The following is a 13,766-nucleotide window of genomic DNA, read 5'->3' on the forward strand; positions in this document are numbered from 1 at the left end:
GTTGCTGCAATCCGGAGGTCTTCATGCGATGACTGGCAGCAAAGAGCGACTAAAATCCTATGTGATACAGGAGTGGGTTAGACCCTCTGAGCTTCCTGGTAGAGAAAGTAGACTATTTGACCTACGGCTACATTTGGTATCCGGAAAGATTGTTGTTGGCTATGTTCGAACTGCATGCGGCAAGAATACGGAGGCCCTCAGCTCTTCCCCACTTTCTTGGCTGACCACCTTAGGAGATATGGAGTATATTTACTCAAACCCCGAATTAGAGAGTTTCGTTAATAGGATTTGCCCAAACTTTGAAGGAGAAGCAGAGGGCATACTGGTTGAAGTCCGGTCAAGACTAGCACAGAGGAGACAGAAGGTTGAACCTGGCACGGCAAGTGAGCGGTTTGCGGGTCTAACGAAACGCAAGACCCCACTTTCATACGCTTAACCTTCACAGCTCTACTTCTCGCGTCGATACATTGTCTTGAACTGATAAAGAAGCCCACTCACGGCGCACTCCCGTCTTGGACTCTCATCGTGAACTCTCCATTCATCAAGTAATAGCTGCGGAAAATATGTATCGCCCGGGCCCTCAAAGAGTATTTCCGTCATGTATATTTTGGTGCACTGAGGTAGGAACTGCTCGTAGACGTTAGCTCCACCGGCGACGATCGCTTCTGCTGAGACTAGGTATTGGCAAGCCCTTTCGGCTTCGTTGAGCGCCATTTCCTGGCTGTGTGCATGGAATGCCCCATCGATTGATTTGTCAGCCTCAGCGAGAACTATCGTTCTTCGTCTAGGAAGCGGCTTCGGCATATGTCGCCATGTGTCAAAGCCAATAATTACGGGCTTTCCGACAGAGATCCGATAAAATCTTCGCAGGTCGTCTGGTATCGACCAAGGTACACCGCCATTGTGACCAATGACCCCTTTGCGCGAGATTGCGACGCTTAGTGCAAGTTCGTGCGGCAAGTATGTTCCTTCCGGGTGGATGCTATAGAGCCAGAACAGACGACCGTCATAGCGTAGACATACGCAAACGTACTTAAAAGTTACTACCAGGGCAAAGCCAGAAAGGGTGATAAGAAAGTGCCTAGATATAGCCCGCATGCTGTCAGAGCGATCAATGTTGGTACAACTGATCTAGAGGAGTATTTTTGGCCCTTCATCGAAGCTCGGCTGAGTGAATTTTTGCCGGAGAGCACAGTGTTGGACATAGGATGCGGTAATGGGAAACTACTGGCGTTCTTCGCGCGAAAAGGGAGTAAGGTAGTAGGAATAGATAGAAGTAAAGTGCAAGTAGAGGAAGCTCAAAAACGACTTGGTGACTTGGGCGACACTGTAGAAGTGCTTTGCGCCGATGTGAGAAATCTAGAGTTTAAAGAGAAATATGACCTTGTCACGCTTGTAAATGTCATACTGGACACATCGGAGCTAGCGCTCGTTGTAGACCTATTAGATAGTGCTTATTCCGCTCTACGGCGGGGTGGAAAGATCATCATTTGGGATGTTCACCCGCACAACGTACAGAGACCAAATCATATTGAGGATGTCGTTTTCGCGGAAGACGGCTCCTATTACATTGATGGATCAAAGAAGCGCTCAAAAACACTTCTTTGTGATGGTTCGCAGTATACGTTTCACCCGAATTTTCACTACCAACTGGGGACGATCATCAATGGCGTAACGGACAGCGGATTCAAATCACTCAGGTTTTTTGAACTAGGACACCTCACACCGTTTCCTACACACTTCGCAATAGAAGCCGTTCGAGACTAAGGGATGTTTATCGTTCTTGTGATGACTTACGAAGCTGCGCGACCGTCGCCATCCAAGCGACGTGCTTCTAGGACATTGTTCCACGAAGAGAGTAGTAGTGGGCGATCGATCGACTTTTGGGCACCTAAGATAATTGCAATAATCTCTACAGCTTCAGGCGTGTCAACGGGCACACCATACTTCATAAGCGCATTGGTCGGGTCGCGCACAATCTCAGAGTACAGTTCACGATCTCGCCGAGCCATCTTGAGAAGAGTAGTGATCTTTCGCACATGTGGCGTGTCGTTACGAAGAAGATCAACAGATTCAGCAGCTGGAGCATCACTGCACCACTGACCAATCGGCAATTGAGCCAGAGTATCCATCACGAGACCAGCATTGAACCGTTGTTCCGTCGCAAGCGTAATCACGTCTCCCGTCAGATGGATGAAGCCCTCGCGAGCAAGCTGGTGAAGAGTCGTGTAAAGTTCCCTGGACGGATGGACTCCGAATTTTGCGGCTGTGACGGCCAAATCAACGCCAAGTCGCCACAGCCCGAGAATTACACTTCGCCGAAAGGCTTCAAACGGTGTCAGCTCCAATGCATGGGCTGGGAGTTTCACAGAATTCGCAGCGTATCCAGGTATTGATGGTTCGTTTTCCCAGAGATGTACACCACATTTGCCGAAAGCACCGGGACCAATGGGCATTACATCCGACTGACCGAAGGTAGCATCTATATATCTCGATTGGTGCCCGCATCTAGCGTACTCGGTTAGCGTGTATTGGTCGAAGCCGTTGGTTTGTAGTGCTTGCTGCGCATAGTCATGCATCGCCTTGAGTTCATCCAGGGGAGGCATTGTAGAGATAGCTGGATCGGTCGAGGCAGCGCGATCTAGCTTGCCGTGTCGGTAAACATAAAGCTTATAGATCGAGACATGATGAATGGGTAGCTTTACCAAGAGGTCAATTGTGCTGACCCAACTGGCCCAAGACTGCCCTGGAAGCCCATAAATCAGGTCGACATGGATATCTTGGAATCCAATTTCCGAGCACATGTCCACTAGGTCCAGTGCATCAGCTGCCGTGTGTTTGCGACCGCTGCGCTGAAGCACTGTGTCATCAAAGGACTGTGCACAGACCGATATTCTAGAGACACCTAGCTTCTGCACAGAGAGAAGTTTCTGTCGCTTTATTGTTCCAGGTTCGCATTCAAGAGTGACTTCAGCAGTTCTTGTGTCACCGATATCAGCGTCAATCTGGTGAAGTATCTTCGCTATAGCTTTCTCGGGAATTATCGATGCAGTTCCGCCGCCGAAGAAAACACTTTCTAGGTTCGCAGCGGAAAAATCATCAACGTTGGCGAGAAAGTTGATCTGCTGTGCTAGGTTTACTGGAAACGTTTTCGACACGCGGCCATTCACGAGTCTTGTTTCATACCCACAGAAGTCGCACAGGTATCTACAGAACGGATAGTGAAGATATACTGAGGTATTGCCCCATTTTAGTGAATTATGGCGCTTCTCGCGCCACATAAAACGAGGCGGCCAGTGATACAGAGGATGAATAAATTCCATAGAGTCGTTCATACTCGAAAACCAAAGCTCCGGGATGAGTAGATCATGTTTAGCAGGCCGCACGAGGTTTGAACCTGATCACAAACAAGCAGAGATCGTTTAGTACACGCAGGTTGTCGCTCTGCGCGAGCTATCCAGTGGTACGAGGGCTTGGGGCCGAAACCGCATAATGCATCGCCATAAGAACATACGTTTTTATGCTTCTGTGAGCGACCCGGCGTGTTAACCGACCTTGGCCTCAAGTGCTGCAACTCTTCTTTGTAGGTCAAGAACAACTGTCTCAACGCCAATACATGGATTGAATTGAAGTGCGTCCACGTTATCTGCAGCAGCTTTCGCCATCTGTTCATTTTTCTCTGCACTAGCTGAAGTCGCTTTGTCGCTCATTTTCTTTCTCCTAACAAATCTCGTGCTAATGCACGGGTCAAAATCTGAAACGGGTAATTTGCTCCGTGCCGCATGATATGATCGACATAGTACATCAAAAGTCCATAGTTGGAACCATCTAGGCCCAACCGGCTCGAAGCTGCGATAGCGGCCAAAATTCAGAACATTTGTGAACGCCTAGGTCTTTCTTGGGACAAGGGGAGCTTTCTATTCTTAAGGTGTCTCGCGATGAGTTGTTTTTGGCTCTTTCCGGTTGGGATGAACCGGGCAGGCTCAGGCGAGCGATCTCGCTGCTTCAATTCAGGGAATATATCGAAAATTTCTTGCCGCGCCGCTGGGCTGATTGACTTCAAAGCTTCCTGGCCGGTGAACAAGCTTTCTGTTGGTGCCCCCTCGGTATAGAAAATCTCATGTTGTGATAGCCGCCGTGAAATCGCGGGCGTCCTGGGTCAGGTTCAGCTGCGCGTAATACGTATCGCGGCGCTCCTGAAAATCCTTGGGCAAATCGTCGTCTGGGTTACGGTAAAGGTCGGCACCATCAATCCAGATTTCCTTCGCTCGGATGCGCTCGCGCAACTGCGTCAGTACGCAAAGCTCATACGAGATGACGTTCAGCCGTCCTCTTTCGTCGATCACCGTCTCCCGCCATTTAGCTGGAATTGAACCGGTGGGTACGGTGGATGCCGGTACGAACTCCAACTCCATTGATAGATCTCAGCTTGTGTATGGTGGACCTCCACAGCCACAGCCACAGCCACAGCTTGGCTACGCACCATCACTTAAGCAGCAGTCCCATTATTAATCAGGGGTCAACCATCGCGGTCCTTGTTCCGCGAACCCCTTTCTCTTTGGGGCCGTTGAGAACCATTGAACTTACCCTTTGATCGCAGACATCAGTTATTATCTTTGGATACAGGCTCATCGCGAATATCTCCCAAGAAACGCTCAAGTGGTGCCATTTGGGCCTCGGTCAGTCCCATCGTCCGGAAGGCCGCCAGACTCTCCGCCTCAGGTTGTCTAGAAGGGCATACCGCTGGTTTTGAGGCGACGGTATCGAAAGGCGGCCGACTGTCAATCCAAGCAAAACAAAGCTGCTCCAACCCCAGTTGTGTCTGTAAGGAGTAATCCAAAGCAACGGGGACAACCAAATCACTTTGAAAGGGAGGTCGTGGCACGACATCAGGATCGAAAAGGCTACCGCCGCGTATGTTTTGGAAGTAGACGCGTCTGATTTCTGAATCGGTCAACGTTAAGCGAGAGGGCAGGATATTCGCGAATGTGTCAGACCGGGGAAATTGCGCTGTACCATGGCAGGAAACGCAACTGGAGATTGGATTATCGACAGGACCATTCGCACGTCCATTCCAGCCCATGTGCGGCCTCGCGTCCCAACCAAAGAAGACCCCGTCGAAGTCCTCATTTATGATGTTCTCAAAGAGAGGCTCTTCAGGCTCGACCTCTGGATCGTTTCCCCATCCAATGCTGATAGGAACAAGCCTTTCCCAAGGTGCCAGATGGCTCAGCCTCTTGTCGTAAACAAATGTTCCGAACACCCACCCGGTATCGGTAGCCCTCCTGTCTTTAATGGCAACATCAATCTGTAAGAGTGTCACGGTTCTCTCTTCACGGGGGCAGGGGTCTTCGCGTCGGCATGGTGGGCCTTGCGTGTGAATATGCGCTGTCCAAGTCGGCGCACCTTCCAGTGCGTCGATTTCGGCTTCACTTGCCGCTGTAAACAAGACCTTAAAGGACACGGAGCCTTCAGGAAAATCGACGTCAGCAAGGGCATCGACGGATGGGTTACAGAAGTCAGTCCAGATAGCTCCCAAGGTGCCCGCAGCGGCTTCATTGTAAAAGCCAACCCCCCAGTTCTGGAAGAATGCATCAACCCCGTTTTGCAACTCGTTGGGTCGGCTGCTTCGTTCCCTCGTGAGGCCATGAACATACTCCCGACCAGAATGACCCGCGTGAAGCCAGGGCGTATGAAACCAGCTACGTATCGAATTGTCCTGTACCACGAAGTCATTTTCAAGGTTGCCCTCAAATGCGTAGGCAAGAACTTCGTTCAGGTAGCCCATCCAATCGGATCGGAAATCTGTCTCAGTTGAAAAGCTGTCAAGTTCCGAACCTGCAGCGGGGTAATCGAGCGACAATTCGAAAGTTGTGGTGTTAGGGTCAGATGGTGGTAACTGGAAGTGCGGAATGCTGCATTCTGCGGCAGCCGAACTAGCTGATATGAAAAAGCTGGCGGCTAAGATTCTCAAGTCAGTCATTATTTCTCCTACTAGAATAAAGCTAATACGTTGTTCGCTGCGCGGCGACCTGCACCCTATCGCTTTCACCAACTTAGAACTGAACCGGAGGTCCTTTGTCCACATCTGAAGCCATCTTCATTCTCCATCCTACTCGTGAGTTGGAGCCTCAGGCAAACCCAAGGCAGTTCAAACCCAGCAAACGAACATCTGCTGCTTGGTCATTCATCAGGCTGAAAACTCCGGTTAAAGAGTTGCTTCAACCTTGCAATCAGCGTGCTGCTATCTTCGTCCGCTTCTACTGTGCCGCCCTTCGTTGAACGCCACTTCCAAGGTGCAATTGGGCTCTTGTCTGCCCAAAGCCCCTTTTGGGCTTCACGAGCATCCGAGACTAACTGAGCGATGTCGAGATCGTCACCTTGGTATTTCTTGTTCCACCATGCTAAACCTGCGCGCGCCAGTTCTCGGCTGACCGATTGACCATTAATAAATATCTCTCCGACAGACCGGCCATAGGTTTGCTCGCCTTTTAGACGCACAAACACCGTTTTATCCTCAATCATACGCTTGGTGAATTCTTTCGCCTCACTACTGTAGGGTTGAGCATCCCACCCGAGGTCGATGTTTCTTGTCTCTGGTGTGTCGATACCGTAAAATCTGATGTCGAGCCGTTCTCCATTTTCATCGACAACTACAGCCGTATCACCATCATCCACATGAACAACTATGCCATTCATTGATGTAATACGTCGAAACGAAAAATATTCGGCTTGGGTCATTTCTCTCTCCGTGTCGGGACCAAGCGGCCAACTTAGTTAACATCGCCGAGTTGCTGATCTCAGATGTCAATAACAACTTTGGCAGGGTGCAGGTGCGCAGGTTAGGATTCAGATTACAAAATAACAGATGCCTGGAGTATCTTTACGATAGGGCGAGCTTAGCTTGCAAAGGGATGGGTAGTCAAAAACGGTTGTTTTTGTCTGGATGCCCCGCCCCACCCAGGATCAACCGCTTAGCTAAGACACAAACCCCCGGCAAAACCTTTGTGGTTTTGGCAGGGTATCGTCCGCAGCGAAGATGGATAGCTAACACATTCTCAACGTCTGCTTATGGGAAGCTGCGATGCAGCAGTGTATGTCTAGGCCAACGTCCGCTTTGGGCCGCCTTTGCCAGGGACAGCAATTCTTTAAGTCACGGCTTTGGCGCATTGGTAAAAAGAGTTTTGAACATTTCTTCTGACCGACGTAAGCCGTCGTTTGTAAGCACCACAGACTTTCCTTTGCCGACCGGATCCAGAATGAGTCCCTTTTCGTGCAGCCGACCGAGCACGTCCCAGTCATGGCCCTTCCAAGCACGTCCCCGGTCGTGGAGCGTTAGCCAGAGCAGCGCCAGAACCGCGTCGTCAACACTGTCCTCATTGATCTCCATATTCATAGGGAACGGCAACTACTTGGGCTTCGTCAAGTTTCAATGCAGCACAAGACCTGAGAGATCAGGGAGTGCATTAGGCTGGCTGCGCCGACAAATCAAGGACACCTGATGCTCTATGACCTTACCAAAGCAGCCCATCTGATATCGCTCTTTGTCTGGATCGGCGGCATGGTCGCAGTCGCCCTGGCGCTACGATACCCCGCGCTCATCCACATGAAGCCGCTCAAGGCCTATGACCGCGCAGTCACGACGCCCGCTATGATCCTGGCCCTTCTCTTCGGCATCCTTCTGGGCGTGCAGGGCGGCTGGTTTAGCTCCGCTTGGTTAGCGATCAAGATCCTGCTGGTCCTCGCGCTCTCCGGCCTGCACGGCGCGCTCGTCGGAAAATTGCGCCGAGCCATCTGGGATAGCTCAGATCAGGTCGTGGCGGGCGGACGCGTGTTCTTGCCAGCCGGACTCGGTCTTCTGGTGCTCATTGTGCTCTTGGTGACGCTAAAGCCCTAGTCTAAGCGCCACACCGCCAATGTCAGGAATGAGAGTCCTTAGTGGTCATTGAAAGTCTGATAATGAACTATCAACTCCAAAGCGGTCAATCGAGTTGTCGCGCCTCTGGAATGCGGGCACTGTGTTTCAATGAAACAGGTTATTGTCGTGAACGACGCGCTGAGATTGCCTAAAGGTAAGCTCTCGGCACAGGTTGCCCATGCTTCAGTATCGGCTTTTCTTGCAGCAGCAGAAAGTATGCGGGAAGAGTGGCTTGAACGCGGAATGCCAAAAGTTGTGCTTAAATGCGCTTCGGAACTGGAGTTGGAGGAATTGCATTCCGAAGCGCAAACCAAGTCATTGCCTGCCTGCCTCATTCGAGATGCTGGTAAGACGCTTCTTGCAAAAGGAACAATCACTTGCTTGGGTATTGGCCCGGCGATGGATGCTGAAATTGACACACTAACTGGTGACATGGCCCTTCTTTGATCCTGTAAGGCCTTCGCCAGAACTACAGGTTGTCCGGCACCTGCATGTGTCCGCTCTTGAGTTTACTTTCATCACGGCCCTGAACCGTGGCAAGCGACATGATCAGTCCTTTTTTGCCACGACGAAGTAGCTAGATGCTCCCCTGTAGATCTCTTCGGTGCGAACCGTACGTAGTCCCTCAACCGCCACCAAATTATCCAAATCAGCTGTTCTTAGTCGCCTGATCGGAACGGGGATTGCCCCGGTCACTAGCAGCAATCGCACAAGCAAGATTTGGAGGCTAACAAAGAAGGCCATCTTGCCTCCCAGGCACGGCGTAGCGGACAAAAAAGTCCCGCCCGGCTTTAGCAGCTCAAGCGTTCTTTGAACGACCTTCTGCGGATCAGGTACTGTGTGCAGCATGTTGAAGGCCAGAATGACATCGAAGGATCCCTCCTCGAACTGATCGTCAAAGATGTCGCCTTGGGCAAAGTCAACGTTTGCGATATTCGCTTTGGCCGCTTTGCCTGTTGCGATTTCAATCATTCTCGCGGATATATCAATCCCCTGAATTTCCTTCACGTGACCTGCAATTTCGCAGGCGGTCGTGCCGGTGCCACACCCATAGTCTAGAACGACATCGCTATCCTTAAGGTGTTCCTTGGCAAGGTCTCGGCTCCGGCTGTGGATGTACTCAAATCGCTCTTCAGTCTTATCGTAGCTATCGGCCGATTGGTCCCAGAACTTTTCAGGCTTGCTCATCTTATGGTCTCTCTAAAGTGCGAAGTCCGGCATTTGTTCTTTTCAACGTAGTCAGCCTAGAACACCGCATGCTGCAACGCCGAAGAATGCGTTCCGCTGCTACGACTTTGGCCCCAACTGCTCTCCAGCCAGCAGCCAACAGTCATCAATGCGAACCAATACCGCAGTGCCACGCCCCGAACCTGAAGCTTCCCGTCCTTCAATTTCGCCAATCCAATGAAACTCGAAACTGTAAGCGGCGGCGTCCGCCGTCTCCGCCAGCCAGTGAACGTTCTCGATCCGGTACTTTTCACTCTTTATCGTATTGAAGTTGTGTTGGTATGCCGCCCTGATCGCCTCTTTCCCCGCATGCAAAGAGCCATTCGAAAAGATCACTATCGCGTCGTCGCTGATGAGCGGCGCAACGGAGCTCCAATCCTGAGTGCCGAGAGCGTGTTCGTATTCTTTCACGAAAGATTTGGCGGACACTGTCGCTTCCAATGCTAGTTTTTCTAAGTCGCTTTCGATTGCCGCTTTCTTCCGCTTCAAATTGCTCGGGTTACCGCGGGGCATTCGCCAGTTGATCACTTGGTAGGTCCCAAGGTTGCGCCGCATCGCCAAAAACTACGAAGGCTGGCGTAAAGTTGGATGGTTCGTCCATTGTGGCGGCATGTATGTATATGCGCTCGGGAAACCTCTCGGTGCGGCTGGTCATTGGCGAACCGCATTTTGGACAGAAACCTGCGTGGGTGATTGCACCGTTGTCACTTGGGGAAGCAAATTCCCTAGTCGTCCCAGAGCATTTGAATTCAGCCTTCGGGACCGCGAATGCCGACGAATGACCAGTGCCAGTCGCTCTCTGGCACTTCCGACAATGACAATTGAACGAGAACTCGATTTCAGCGCGAACTTCATACCTCACGGCGCCACAGGCACAGCCCCCATGAATAATCTCAGTCATCCCGCTTCCCTTCCAAAAGTCGCCCCAGTTTCGGCATGCCACTCGACCATCCAAATTCGAGAGCTTGCTTTGCCTGGAGTGTGGGAAGTCGTTCATGCACCAACGTCATTCGTGAGCCTCCCGCCTCCGCACAGAAATTGACTCTTACGCGCGTTTCGCGCCCTCCTGTCAGGTCACTCTCTTCTTCGCTTTCCCAAGTGAACGAAAGCAATTTGTCGGCTTCGATTGCTAGGTACCGACCTCGATGATGGGAGACATCTCCGGACTGCGAGATCATCTTGAAGCGCCAGCGGCCGCCGATCCTGAAATCCATTTCGAGGACTTCGGCGCGGTAGCCTTTGGGGCCAAACCATTTCTCTATTTTGCCGGGGTCAGTCCAAGCAGAGAATGCTTGGCGAACACCTACCGCGTACCAGGCTGATACTTTGACCTCGTCGACATCAGATACAGCGTCAGTGCTCATCGGACTTCTCGCGCATTAGGAACTCACCCAACGACTCCAGATTGGCACCCCAGAAGGCTCCATACTTTTCCGCCCAAGTTAGAACCGGTTGGAAGCCTCTTTCGTCCAGTTCGATATGGTGTTGCCGACCATTCAACGTCCTGCGGATCATATCTGCCTGCTCAAGCACCCGGAGGTGTTGGGAAATCGCCCCTGGCGATATGCCATGATTGGCGCCGAGCTGACTCACTGTAGCCGGCCCATCCAGAAGTCTATCCAGCATCTGACGCCTGACAGGGTGCGCGAGTGCTGAGAAAGTCGCATCGGTGCTCACAATGTTTTATTTATCCCTAAACTGTTTAGTAAAAACTAAATTAACTTTAGCAGAAGTCAAGAGGGCGTCTGAGCAGGAACTCAAACCAGACATTGGGACCGACACTTCCAACGGCAGCAAGGTCCGCAGGGCGTGAGTTCCACCCACCACACTATTCGCTATCGCAGCGAATGGCGGCTAAGCGGGCTGCAATCGCAGCATTGCAGTGGTGTGGCCAACGGCAGCTTTGGGCCGCTGGTGTCGCCGACAACAGCCGCGATTGGGTGAATGCTGCGCTGCATCCGATAGTGAATTTAGGCCCAGACCTACTAAATGCTGCACTCCGCGCGGATGACCACTATTGACCTCCAGTGGATGTAACGACCTCATATGCAGAAGACGCGTCATTGAGATGCTTCACTGCGGCTTTTCGTTCCTCTGGAAGATACCCGGCTGCGATCCGCTTAATTTCTTTTGCAACCCCGGAATAGATCGGCCCTAGGGACTCAAATAGGAAGGGTGTTGGATGAACAATGATCCCTCGCCGGTCGTCCGGATCACGTTCGCGCTTCGCCAGGTTGGCCTTCTCCAATCGGTCCAAAAGGGTCGTAACGGACCCGGTGGTTAAGCCCAACTCGGCTGCGATTGTGCTCGGCTTAATCGGCGCTTCTGCGAGCATGTTCAAACACCGCAAATCATTCCGGCTTACCCCCACAGTGCTGGCGGCCTTTGTGTCCAGTCGGTCAATGCTCGCGTACAATCTGCGGCAAGCTGCAACGAGGTCTTGAGGCGTGGTTTCGCTAGTCGCTGCCATTGGCGTCATCCATTTAGCTTGACAATCAAGTTACTTGATATACATCATCGCCCAAGCGAGACTTGAACGCAAGAACAGTGGATATTGGAATGGAAATCGCGCTTTACGTCGTACTTGGATTGATTGCTCTTATTGCCTTTTTGTCGGCACTCGCGCCCACGCGGGTGGAATACACGGAAGAGATAACGGTCGATGCACCGGTTGCAGATGTCTACGACGACATTCGCCTTCAAGAGCATCTGATGCGGTGGTCGGTCTGGCCAAAAGAGACGAAATCGACATGCAGAGTTGAGGGCGCTGATGGCGAAATGGGAGCAAAAACCGCGTTCTTCACCAAAGGTAAACGTGTCGGACATCAGGAGGTTGTCAGTCTGAAAGAGAACGAGGAAGTTGCTCTTACGCTTGTTGGCCCCGGCCCGCCCCATAAACCCAAACTGACATTCGAACTTCGTCCCGAGGGCGAGGGGCTCACCCGCGTTCTTGCCCACTTCATCAATGAACTGCCGCGCCCGTTCAACGCGATCTGGAAATTTGCAGGCCTCACGAAATGGACGCGAGAGATGCACCGGAAAGACCTCGCTGGTCTCAAGGCTTTCTCGGAGCCGCCGCATCGAGATATGAACGGTGATGTTGTGGGACGCCCACCGAAAGGCGATAACCCTTACGAGCACAACAAACGGGCGGCGTGATCCGGGCATGAGTTACTTCACCCATGACTTTGTAGGCGAGATTGCCCTGCATGGCGTTGGGAAATCGCGGGTGATCACCTACAAGGTACTGTTCATGCCACCGCGTTTTGAAGCCGAACTTCCCTTCAAGACATTTCCGCGGCTTCGGGTCGAAGGCGAGATTGCCGATGTCCCGGTGCGTGGCGCATGGATGCCAGTGGGTGACGGGCGGCGCTACTTCATTGTCTCACCGGACATCAAGGCCAACACTGGTCTTGATGTCGGCGATGAGGTCGAGATGCGGTTCCGGATCGATGATCAGGATTACGTGGACGTGCCTGCTGCTTTACAGGCCGCATTGAACGAAGATGAACTAGCCTTGGCGGAGTGGGCTAGGCTCACAGCCGGAAAGAAGCGCATGTTCACCAATCACGTTATGTCTGCAAAGACTACACCTACCGAACAGCGGCGTGTGGACGAGGCAATGGTTGCAATCAAAGACGGGATAACACTGCGCGATTTGCAGAAGCGGAAGCAATAGCTTCAATCCGCCAAAATTGCGTGACGATTGGCACATCAGCGGCGAATGAAGGCTTTTTGCTGCAACGCTATGTCTGGGCCTCTAAGCGTGTACACCCAATAAAAGCTGCCGTGGATCGCCGTTTGACTTGCCCACCAGATAGATGAGGTAGGGTGCGAAGAACAGGATGCCGAGCGGCGGTGCAAAGACCCCAAGCGCGATGCTCCTGCTGCTGAAGCCACCCCGCCAAGCCATCCAAATACCTGACAGAATAAGATAACAGGCGAAGTCGATATTGAACTGACCTTGCCAGCTGAGCGAAAGGATCGGCGTCAGGAAGGGCGTGATTAAGTTGATGCCGCCATTGGCAATTGCCGCCACGGTGAACGTGACGATTAGGACCGTCATAGCAATGAGGGCATGACGAAATTTGGTCACGAAGTTATTCCTTCTCTGTTAGTGGTTACTGGCTCTGCGGGCCGCCACATCGGGCCAACGATCATCAAGAGTACAAGCACGTTCCAAAGCGCGTTCGGCCAATGTCCGGATGTGATCGAGCCGAAGCTGTCCACAAAGAACCACGCGAGAGCGCCATACAGCACCGATCTTCGCACCGCTTCAGGCGCCGCGTCATAAACCAACGAGGAAAGCATCCAGATGGTGACACCCCAGCCGACAAGGAACCCACCGGTCAAGGCCGAGAGGAACCGAATTTCCTCGGAGGCATAGGAGGGGAATCCATCTACTGGCCAGGTCAGGATATCAAGACCAAGGCGTGCAAGCTCATTGGTCGCGGGAATTGTTCCGAGGGTCAGCGCAGGCCCGAAGAAACCGATGACTAACGCAGATACCTTGAGCCATCGTTTATGTTCTGAATGCGACGCCATGACAGGCTCCTCCTGAATAAGACAACAACGTCGTAGCGAAGTCAGGGGCATACCCGCAATTACCTTGGAGGTAAGT

Annotated in this window: 20 protein-coding genes; 5 read left to right on the forward strand and 15 right to left on the reverse strand. The window is 52.1% G+C overall.

Annotated elements, in window-relative coordinates; translation table 11 throughout:
• Positions 1-447 precede the first annotated feature (447 nt).
• Positions 448-1,098 (reverse strand): dihydrofolate reductase, encoded by a 651-nt coding sequence (locus tag Q1A63_RS12395; RefSeq protein ID WP_299631774.1) that lies wholly within the window; start codon positions 1,096-1,098, stop codon positions 448-450.
• On the opposite strand from Q1A63_RS12395, the gene Q1A63_RS12400 reads away from it, so the two are divergent.
• The gene (locus tag Q1A63_RS12400) at positions 1,078-1,767 is read left to right on the forward strand and encodes a class I SAM-dependent methyltransferase (RefSeq protein ID WP_299631776.1); all 690 of its coding nucleotides are present in this window, start codon (positions 1,078-1,080) and stop codon (positions 1,765-1,767) included. The two genes, Q1A63_RS12395 and Q1A63_RS12400, sit on opposite strands and share 21 nt — an antisense overlap.
• A gap of 26 nt (positions 1,768-1,793) precedes the next feature.
• Here Q1A63_RS12400 and Q1A63_RS12405 read toward each other — a convergent pair whose 3' ends face one another.
• From Q1A63_RS12405 to Q1A63_RS12430, 6 genes are all read right to left on the reverse strand, one after another.
• Positions 1,794-3,335 (reverse strand): coproporphyrinogen-III oxidase family protein, encoded by a 1,542-nt coding sequence (locus Q1A63_RS12405; RefSeq protein ID WP_299631778.1) that lies wholly within the window; start codon positions 3,333-3,335, stop codon positions 1,794-1,796.
• A 210-nt stretch (positions 3,336-3,545) separates the two neighbouring features.
• Positions 3,546-3,710: a hypothetical protein gene (locus Q1A63_RS12410; RefSeq protein ID WP_299631780.1), complete on the reverse strand. Its 165-nt coding sequence runs from the start codon at positions 3,708-3,710 to the stop codon at positions 3,546-3,548.
• A gap of 408 nt (positions 3,711-4,118) precedes the next feature.
• Complete coding sequence (locus tag Q1A63_RS12415) at positions 4,119-4,415, reverse strand: hypothetical protein (RefSeq protein WP_299631782.1); 297 nt, start codon at positions 4,413-4,415, stop codon at positions 4,119-4,121.
• A gap of 188 nt (positions 4,416-4,603) precedes the next feature.
• Entirely contained in the window at positions 4,604-5,983 is a 1,380-nt protein-coding gene (locus tag Q1A63_RS12420) for a hypothetical protein (RefSeq protein WP_299631784.1), read from the reverse strand.
• A 200-nt stretch (positions 5,984-6,183) separates the two neighbouring features.
• Complete coding sequence (locus Q1A63_RS12425) at positions 6,184-6,741, reverse strand: thermonuclease family protein (protein ID WP_299631786.1); 558 nt, start codon at positions 6,739-6,741, stop codon at positions 6,184-6,186.
• A 412-nt stretch (positions 6,742-7,153) separates the two neighbouring features.
• Positions 7,154-7,390, reverse strand: a complete 237-nt coding sequence (locus Q1A63_RS12430) for a DUF6429 family protein (RefSeq protein ID WP_299631788.1) — start codon at positions 7,388-7,390, stop codon at positions 7,154-7,156.
• A gap of 111 nt (positions 7,391-7,501) precedes the next feature.
• Here Q1A63_RS12430 and Q1A63_RS12435 point away from each other — a divergent pair, with 111 nt between their 5' ends.
• Both Q1A63_RS12435 and pth2 read left to right on the forward strand, forming a co-directional pair.
• Entirely contained in the window at positions 7,502-7,897 is a 396-nt protein-coding gene (locus Q1A63_RS12435) for a CopD family protein (RefSeq protein WP_298976185.1), read from the forward strand.
• A 129-nt stretch (positions 7,898-8,026) separates the two neighbouring features.
• On the forward strand, positions 8,027-8,365 hold the full coding sequence (gene pth2 / locus Q1A63_RS12440) for a peptidyl-tRNA hydrolase Pth2 (protein WP_299631790.1): 339 nt from the start codon (positions 8,027-8,029) through the stop codon (positions 8,363-8,365).
• A gap of 102 nt (positions 8,366-8,467) precedes the next feature.
• On the opposite strand, the gene Q1A63_RS12445 is transcribed toward pth2, so the two are convergent.
• The 6 genes from Q1A63_RS12445 to Q1A63_RS25665 all read right to left on the reverse strand — a co-directional run bounded on the left by Q1A63_RS12445 (position 8,468) and on the right by Q1A63_RS25665 (position 11,624).
• Positions 8,468-9,106: a class I SAM-dependent methyltransferase gene (locus Q1A63_RS12445; RefSeq protein WP_298976188.1), complete on the reverse strand. Its 639-nt coding sequence runs from the start codon at positions 9,104-9,106 to the stop codon at positions 8,468-8,470.
• A 99-nt stretch (positions 9,107-9,205) separates the two neighbouring features.
• A complete protein-coding gene (locus tag Q1A63_RS12450; protein WP_299631792.1) occupies positions 9,206-9,673 on the reverse strand; it encodes a nuclear transport factor 2 family protein in 468 nt (155 codons plus the stop codon).
• Positions 9,645-10,142, reverse strand: coding sequence for a GFA family protein (locus Q1A63_RS12455; protein WP_366524343.1), 498 nt, complete (start codon positions 10,140-10,142; stop codon positions 9,645-9,647). Before Q1A63_RS12455 ends, Q1A63_RS12450 begins: the two co-directional genes overlap by 29 nt.
• On the reverse strand, positions 10,039-10,509 hold the full coding sequence (locus Q1A63_RS12460; protein WP_299631796.1) for an SRPBCC domain-containing protein: 471 nt from the start codon (positions 10,507-10,509) through the stop codon (positions 10,039-10,041). Before Q1A63_RS12460 ends, Q1A63_RS12455 begins: the two co-directional genes overlap by 104 nt.
• On the reverse strand, positions 10,499-10,822 hold the full coding sequence (locus tag Q1A63_RS12465) for a metalloregulator ArsR/SmtB family transcription factor (RefSeq protein WP_299631798.1): 324 nt from the start codon (positions 10,820-10,822) through the stop codon (positions 10,499-10,501). Before Q1A63_RS12465 ends, Q1A63_RS12460 begins: the two co-directional genes overlap by 11 nt.
• Positions 10,823-11,159: 337 nt before the next feature.
• On the reverse strand, positions 11,160-11,624 hold the full coding sequence (locus tag Q1A63_RS25665; protein ID WP_366524344.1) for a MarR family transcriptional regulator: 465 nt from the start codon (positions 11,622-11,624) through the stop codon (positions 11,160-11,162).
• An 80-nt stretch (positions 11,625-11,704) separates the two neighbouring features.
• Here Q1A63_RS25665 and Q1A63_RS12470 point away from each other — a divergent pair, with 80 nt between their 5' ends.
• Positions 11,705-12,304 (forward strand): SRPBCC family protein, encoded by a 600-nt coding sequence (locus Q1A63_RS12470; protein WP_299631800.1) that lies wholly within the window; start codon positions 11,705-11,707, stop codon positions 12,302-12,304.
• 7 nt (positions 12,305-12,311) lie between these two features.
• The gene (locus Q1A63_RS12475; RefSeq protein WP_298970198.1) at positions 12,312-12,824 is read left to right on the forward strand and encodes a YdeI/OmpD-associated family protein; all 513 of its coding nucleotides are present in this window, start codon (positions 12,312-12,314) and stop codon (positions 12,822-12,824) included.
• Between the two features lie 81 nt (positions 12,825-12,905).
• On the opposite strand, the gene Q1A63_RS12480 is transcribed toward Q1A63_RS12475, so the two are convergent.
• Complete coding sequence (locus Q1A63_RS12480) at positions 12,906-13,241, reverse strand: hypothetical protein (protein ID WP_298970196.1); 336 nt, start codon at positions 13,239-13,241, stop codon at positions 12,906-12,908.
• Positions 13,238-13,690 (reverse strand): hypothetical protein, encoded by a 453-nt coding sequence (locus Q1A63_RS12485; RefSeq protein WP_298970194.1) that lies wholly within the window; start codon positions 13,688-13,690, stop codon positions 13,238-13,240. Before Q1A63_RS12485 ends, Q1A63_RS12480 begins: the two co-directional genes overlap by 4 nt.
• Positions 13,691-13,766: the final 76 nt, after the last annotated feature.

Source organism: uncultured Roseobacter sp. (assembly GCF_947499265.1).
In the GTDB taxonomy this organism is placed as follows: Bacteria; Pseudomonadota; Alphaproteobacteria; order Rhodobacterales; family Rhodobacteraceae; genus Roseobacter.

What these genes read in the sequence shown, in the direction of transcription:
- Q1A63_RS12395 (WP_299631774.1), bottom strand. Translation starts at nt 1,098, where the DNA reads ATGCGGGCTATATCTAGGCACTTTCTTATCACCCTTTCTGGCTTTGCC.
- Q1A63_RS12405 (WP_299631778.1), bottom strand. Translation starts at nt 3,335, where the DNA reads ATGAACGACTCTATGGAATTTATTCATCCTCTGTATCACTGGCCGCCT.
- Q1A63_RS12410 (WP_299631780.1), bottom strand. Translation starts at nt 3,710, where the DNA reads ATGAGCGACAAAGCGACTTCAGCTAGTGCAGAGAAAAATGAACAGATG.
- Q1A63_RS12415 (WP_299631782.1), bottom strand. Translation starts at nt 4,415, where the DNA reads ATGGAGTTGGAGTTCGTACCGGCATCCACCGTACCCACCGGTTCAATT.
- Q1A63_RS12420 (WP_299631784.1), bottom strand. Translation starts at nt 5,983, where the DNA reads ATGACTGACTTGAGAATCTTAGCCGCCAGCTTTTTCATATCAGCTAGT.
- Q1A63_RS12425 (WP_299631786.1), bottom strand. Translation starts at nt 6,741, where the DNA reads ATGACCCAAGCCGAATATTTTTCGTTTCGACGTATTACATCAATGAAT.
- Q1A63_RS12430 (WP_299631788.1), bottom strand. Translation starts at nt 7,390, where the DNA reads ATGGAGATCAATGAGGACAGTGTTGACGACGCGGTTCTGGCGCTGCTC.
- Q1A63_RS12435 (WP_298976185.1), top strand. Translation starts at nt 7,502, where the DNA reads ATGCTCTATGACCTTACCAAAGCAGCCCATCTGATATCGCTCTTTGTC.
- pth2 (WP_299631790.1), top strand. Translation starts at nt 8,027, where the DNA reads ATGAAACAGGTTATTGTCGTGAACGACGCGCTGAGATTGCCTAAAGGT.
- Q1A63_RS12445 (WP_298976188.1), bottom strand. Translation starts at nt 9,106, where the DNA reads ATGAGCAAGCCTGAAAAGTTCTGGGACCAATCGGCCGATAGCTACGAT.
- Q1A63_RS12455 (WP_366524343.1), bottom strand. Translation starts at nt 10,142, where the DNA reads ATGAACGACTTCCCACACTCCAGGCAAAGCAAGCTCTCGAATTTGGAT.
- Q1A63_RS12460 (WP_299631796.1), bottom strand. Translation starts at nt 10,509, where the DNA reads ATGAGCACTGACGCTGTATCTGATGTCGACGAGGTCAAAGTATCAGCC.
- Q1A63_RS25665 (WP_366524344.1), bottom strand. Translation starts at nt 11,624, where the DNA reads ATGACGCCAATGGCAGCGACTAGCGAAACCACGCCTCAAGACCTCGTT.
- Q1A63_RS12470 (WP_299631800.1), top strand. Translation starts at nt 11,705, where the DNA reads ATGGAAATCGCGCTTTACGTCGTACTTGGATTGATTGCTCTTATTGCC.
- Q1A63_RS12475 (WP_298970198.1), top strand. Translation starts at nt 12,312, where the DNA reads ATGAGTTACTTCACCCATGACTTTGTAGGCGAGATTGCCCTGCATGGC.
- Q1A63_RS12485 (WP_298970194.1), bottom strand. Translation starts at nt 13,690, where the DNA reads ATGGCGTCGCATTCAGAACATAAACGATGGCTCAAGGTATCTGCGTTA.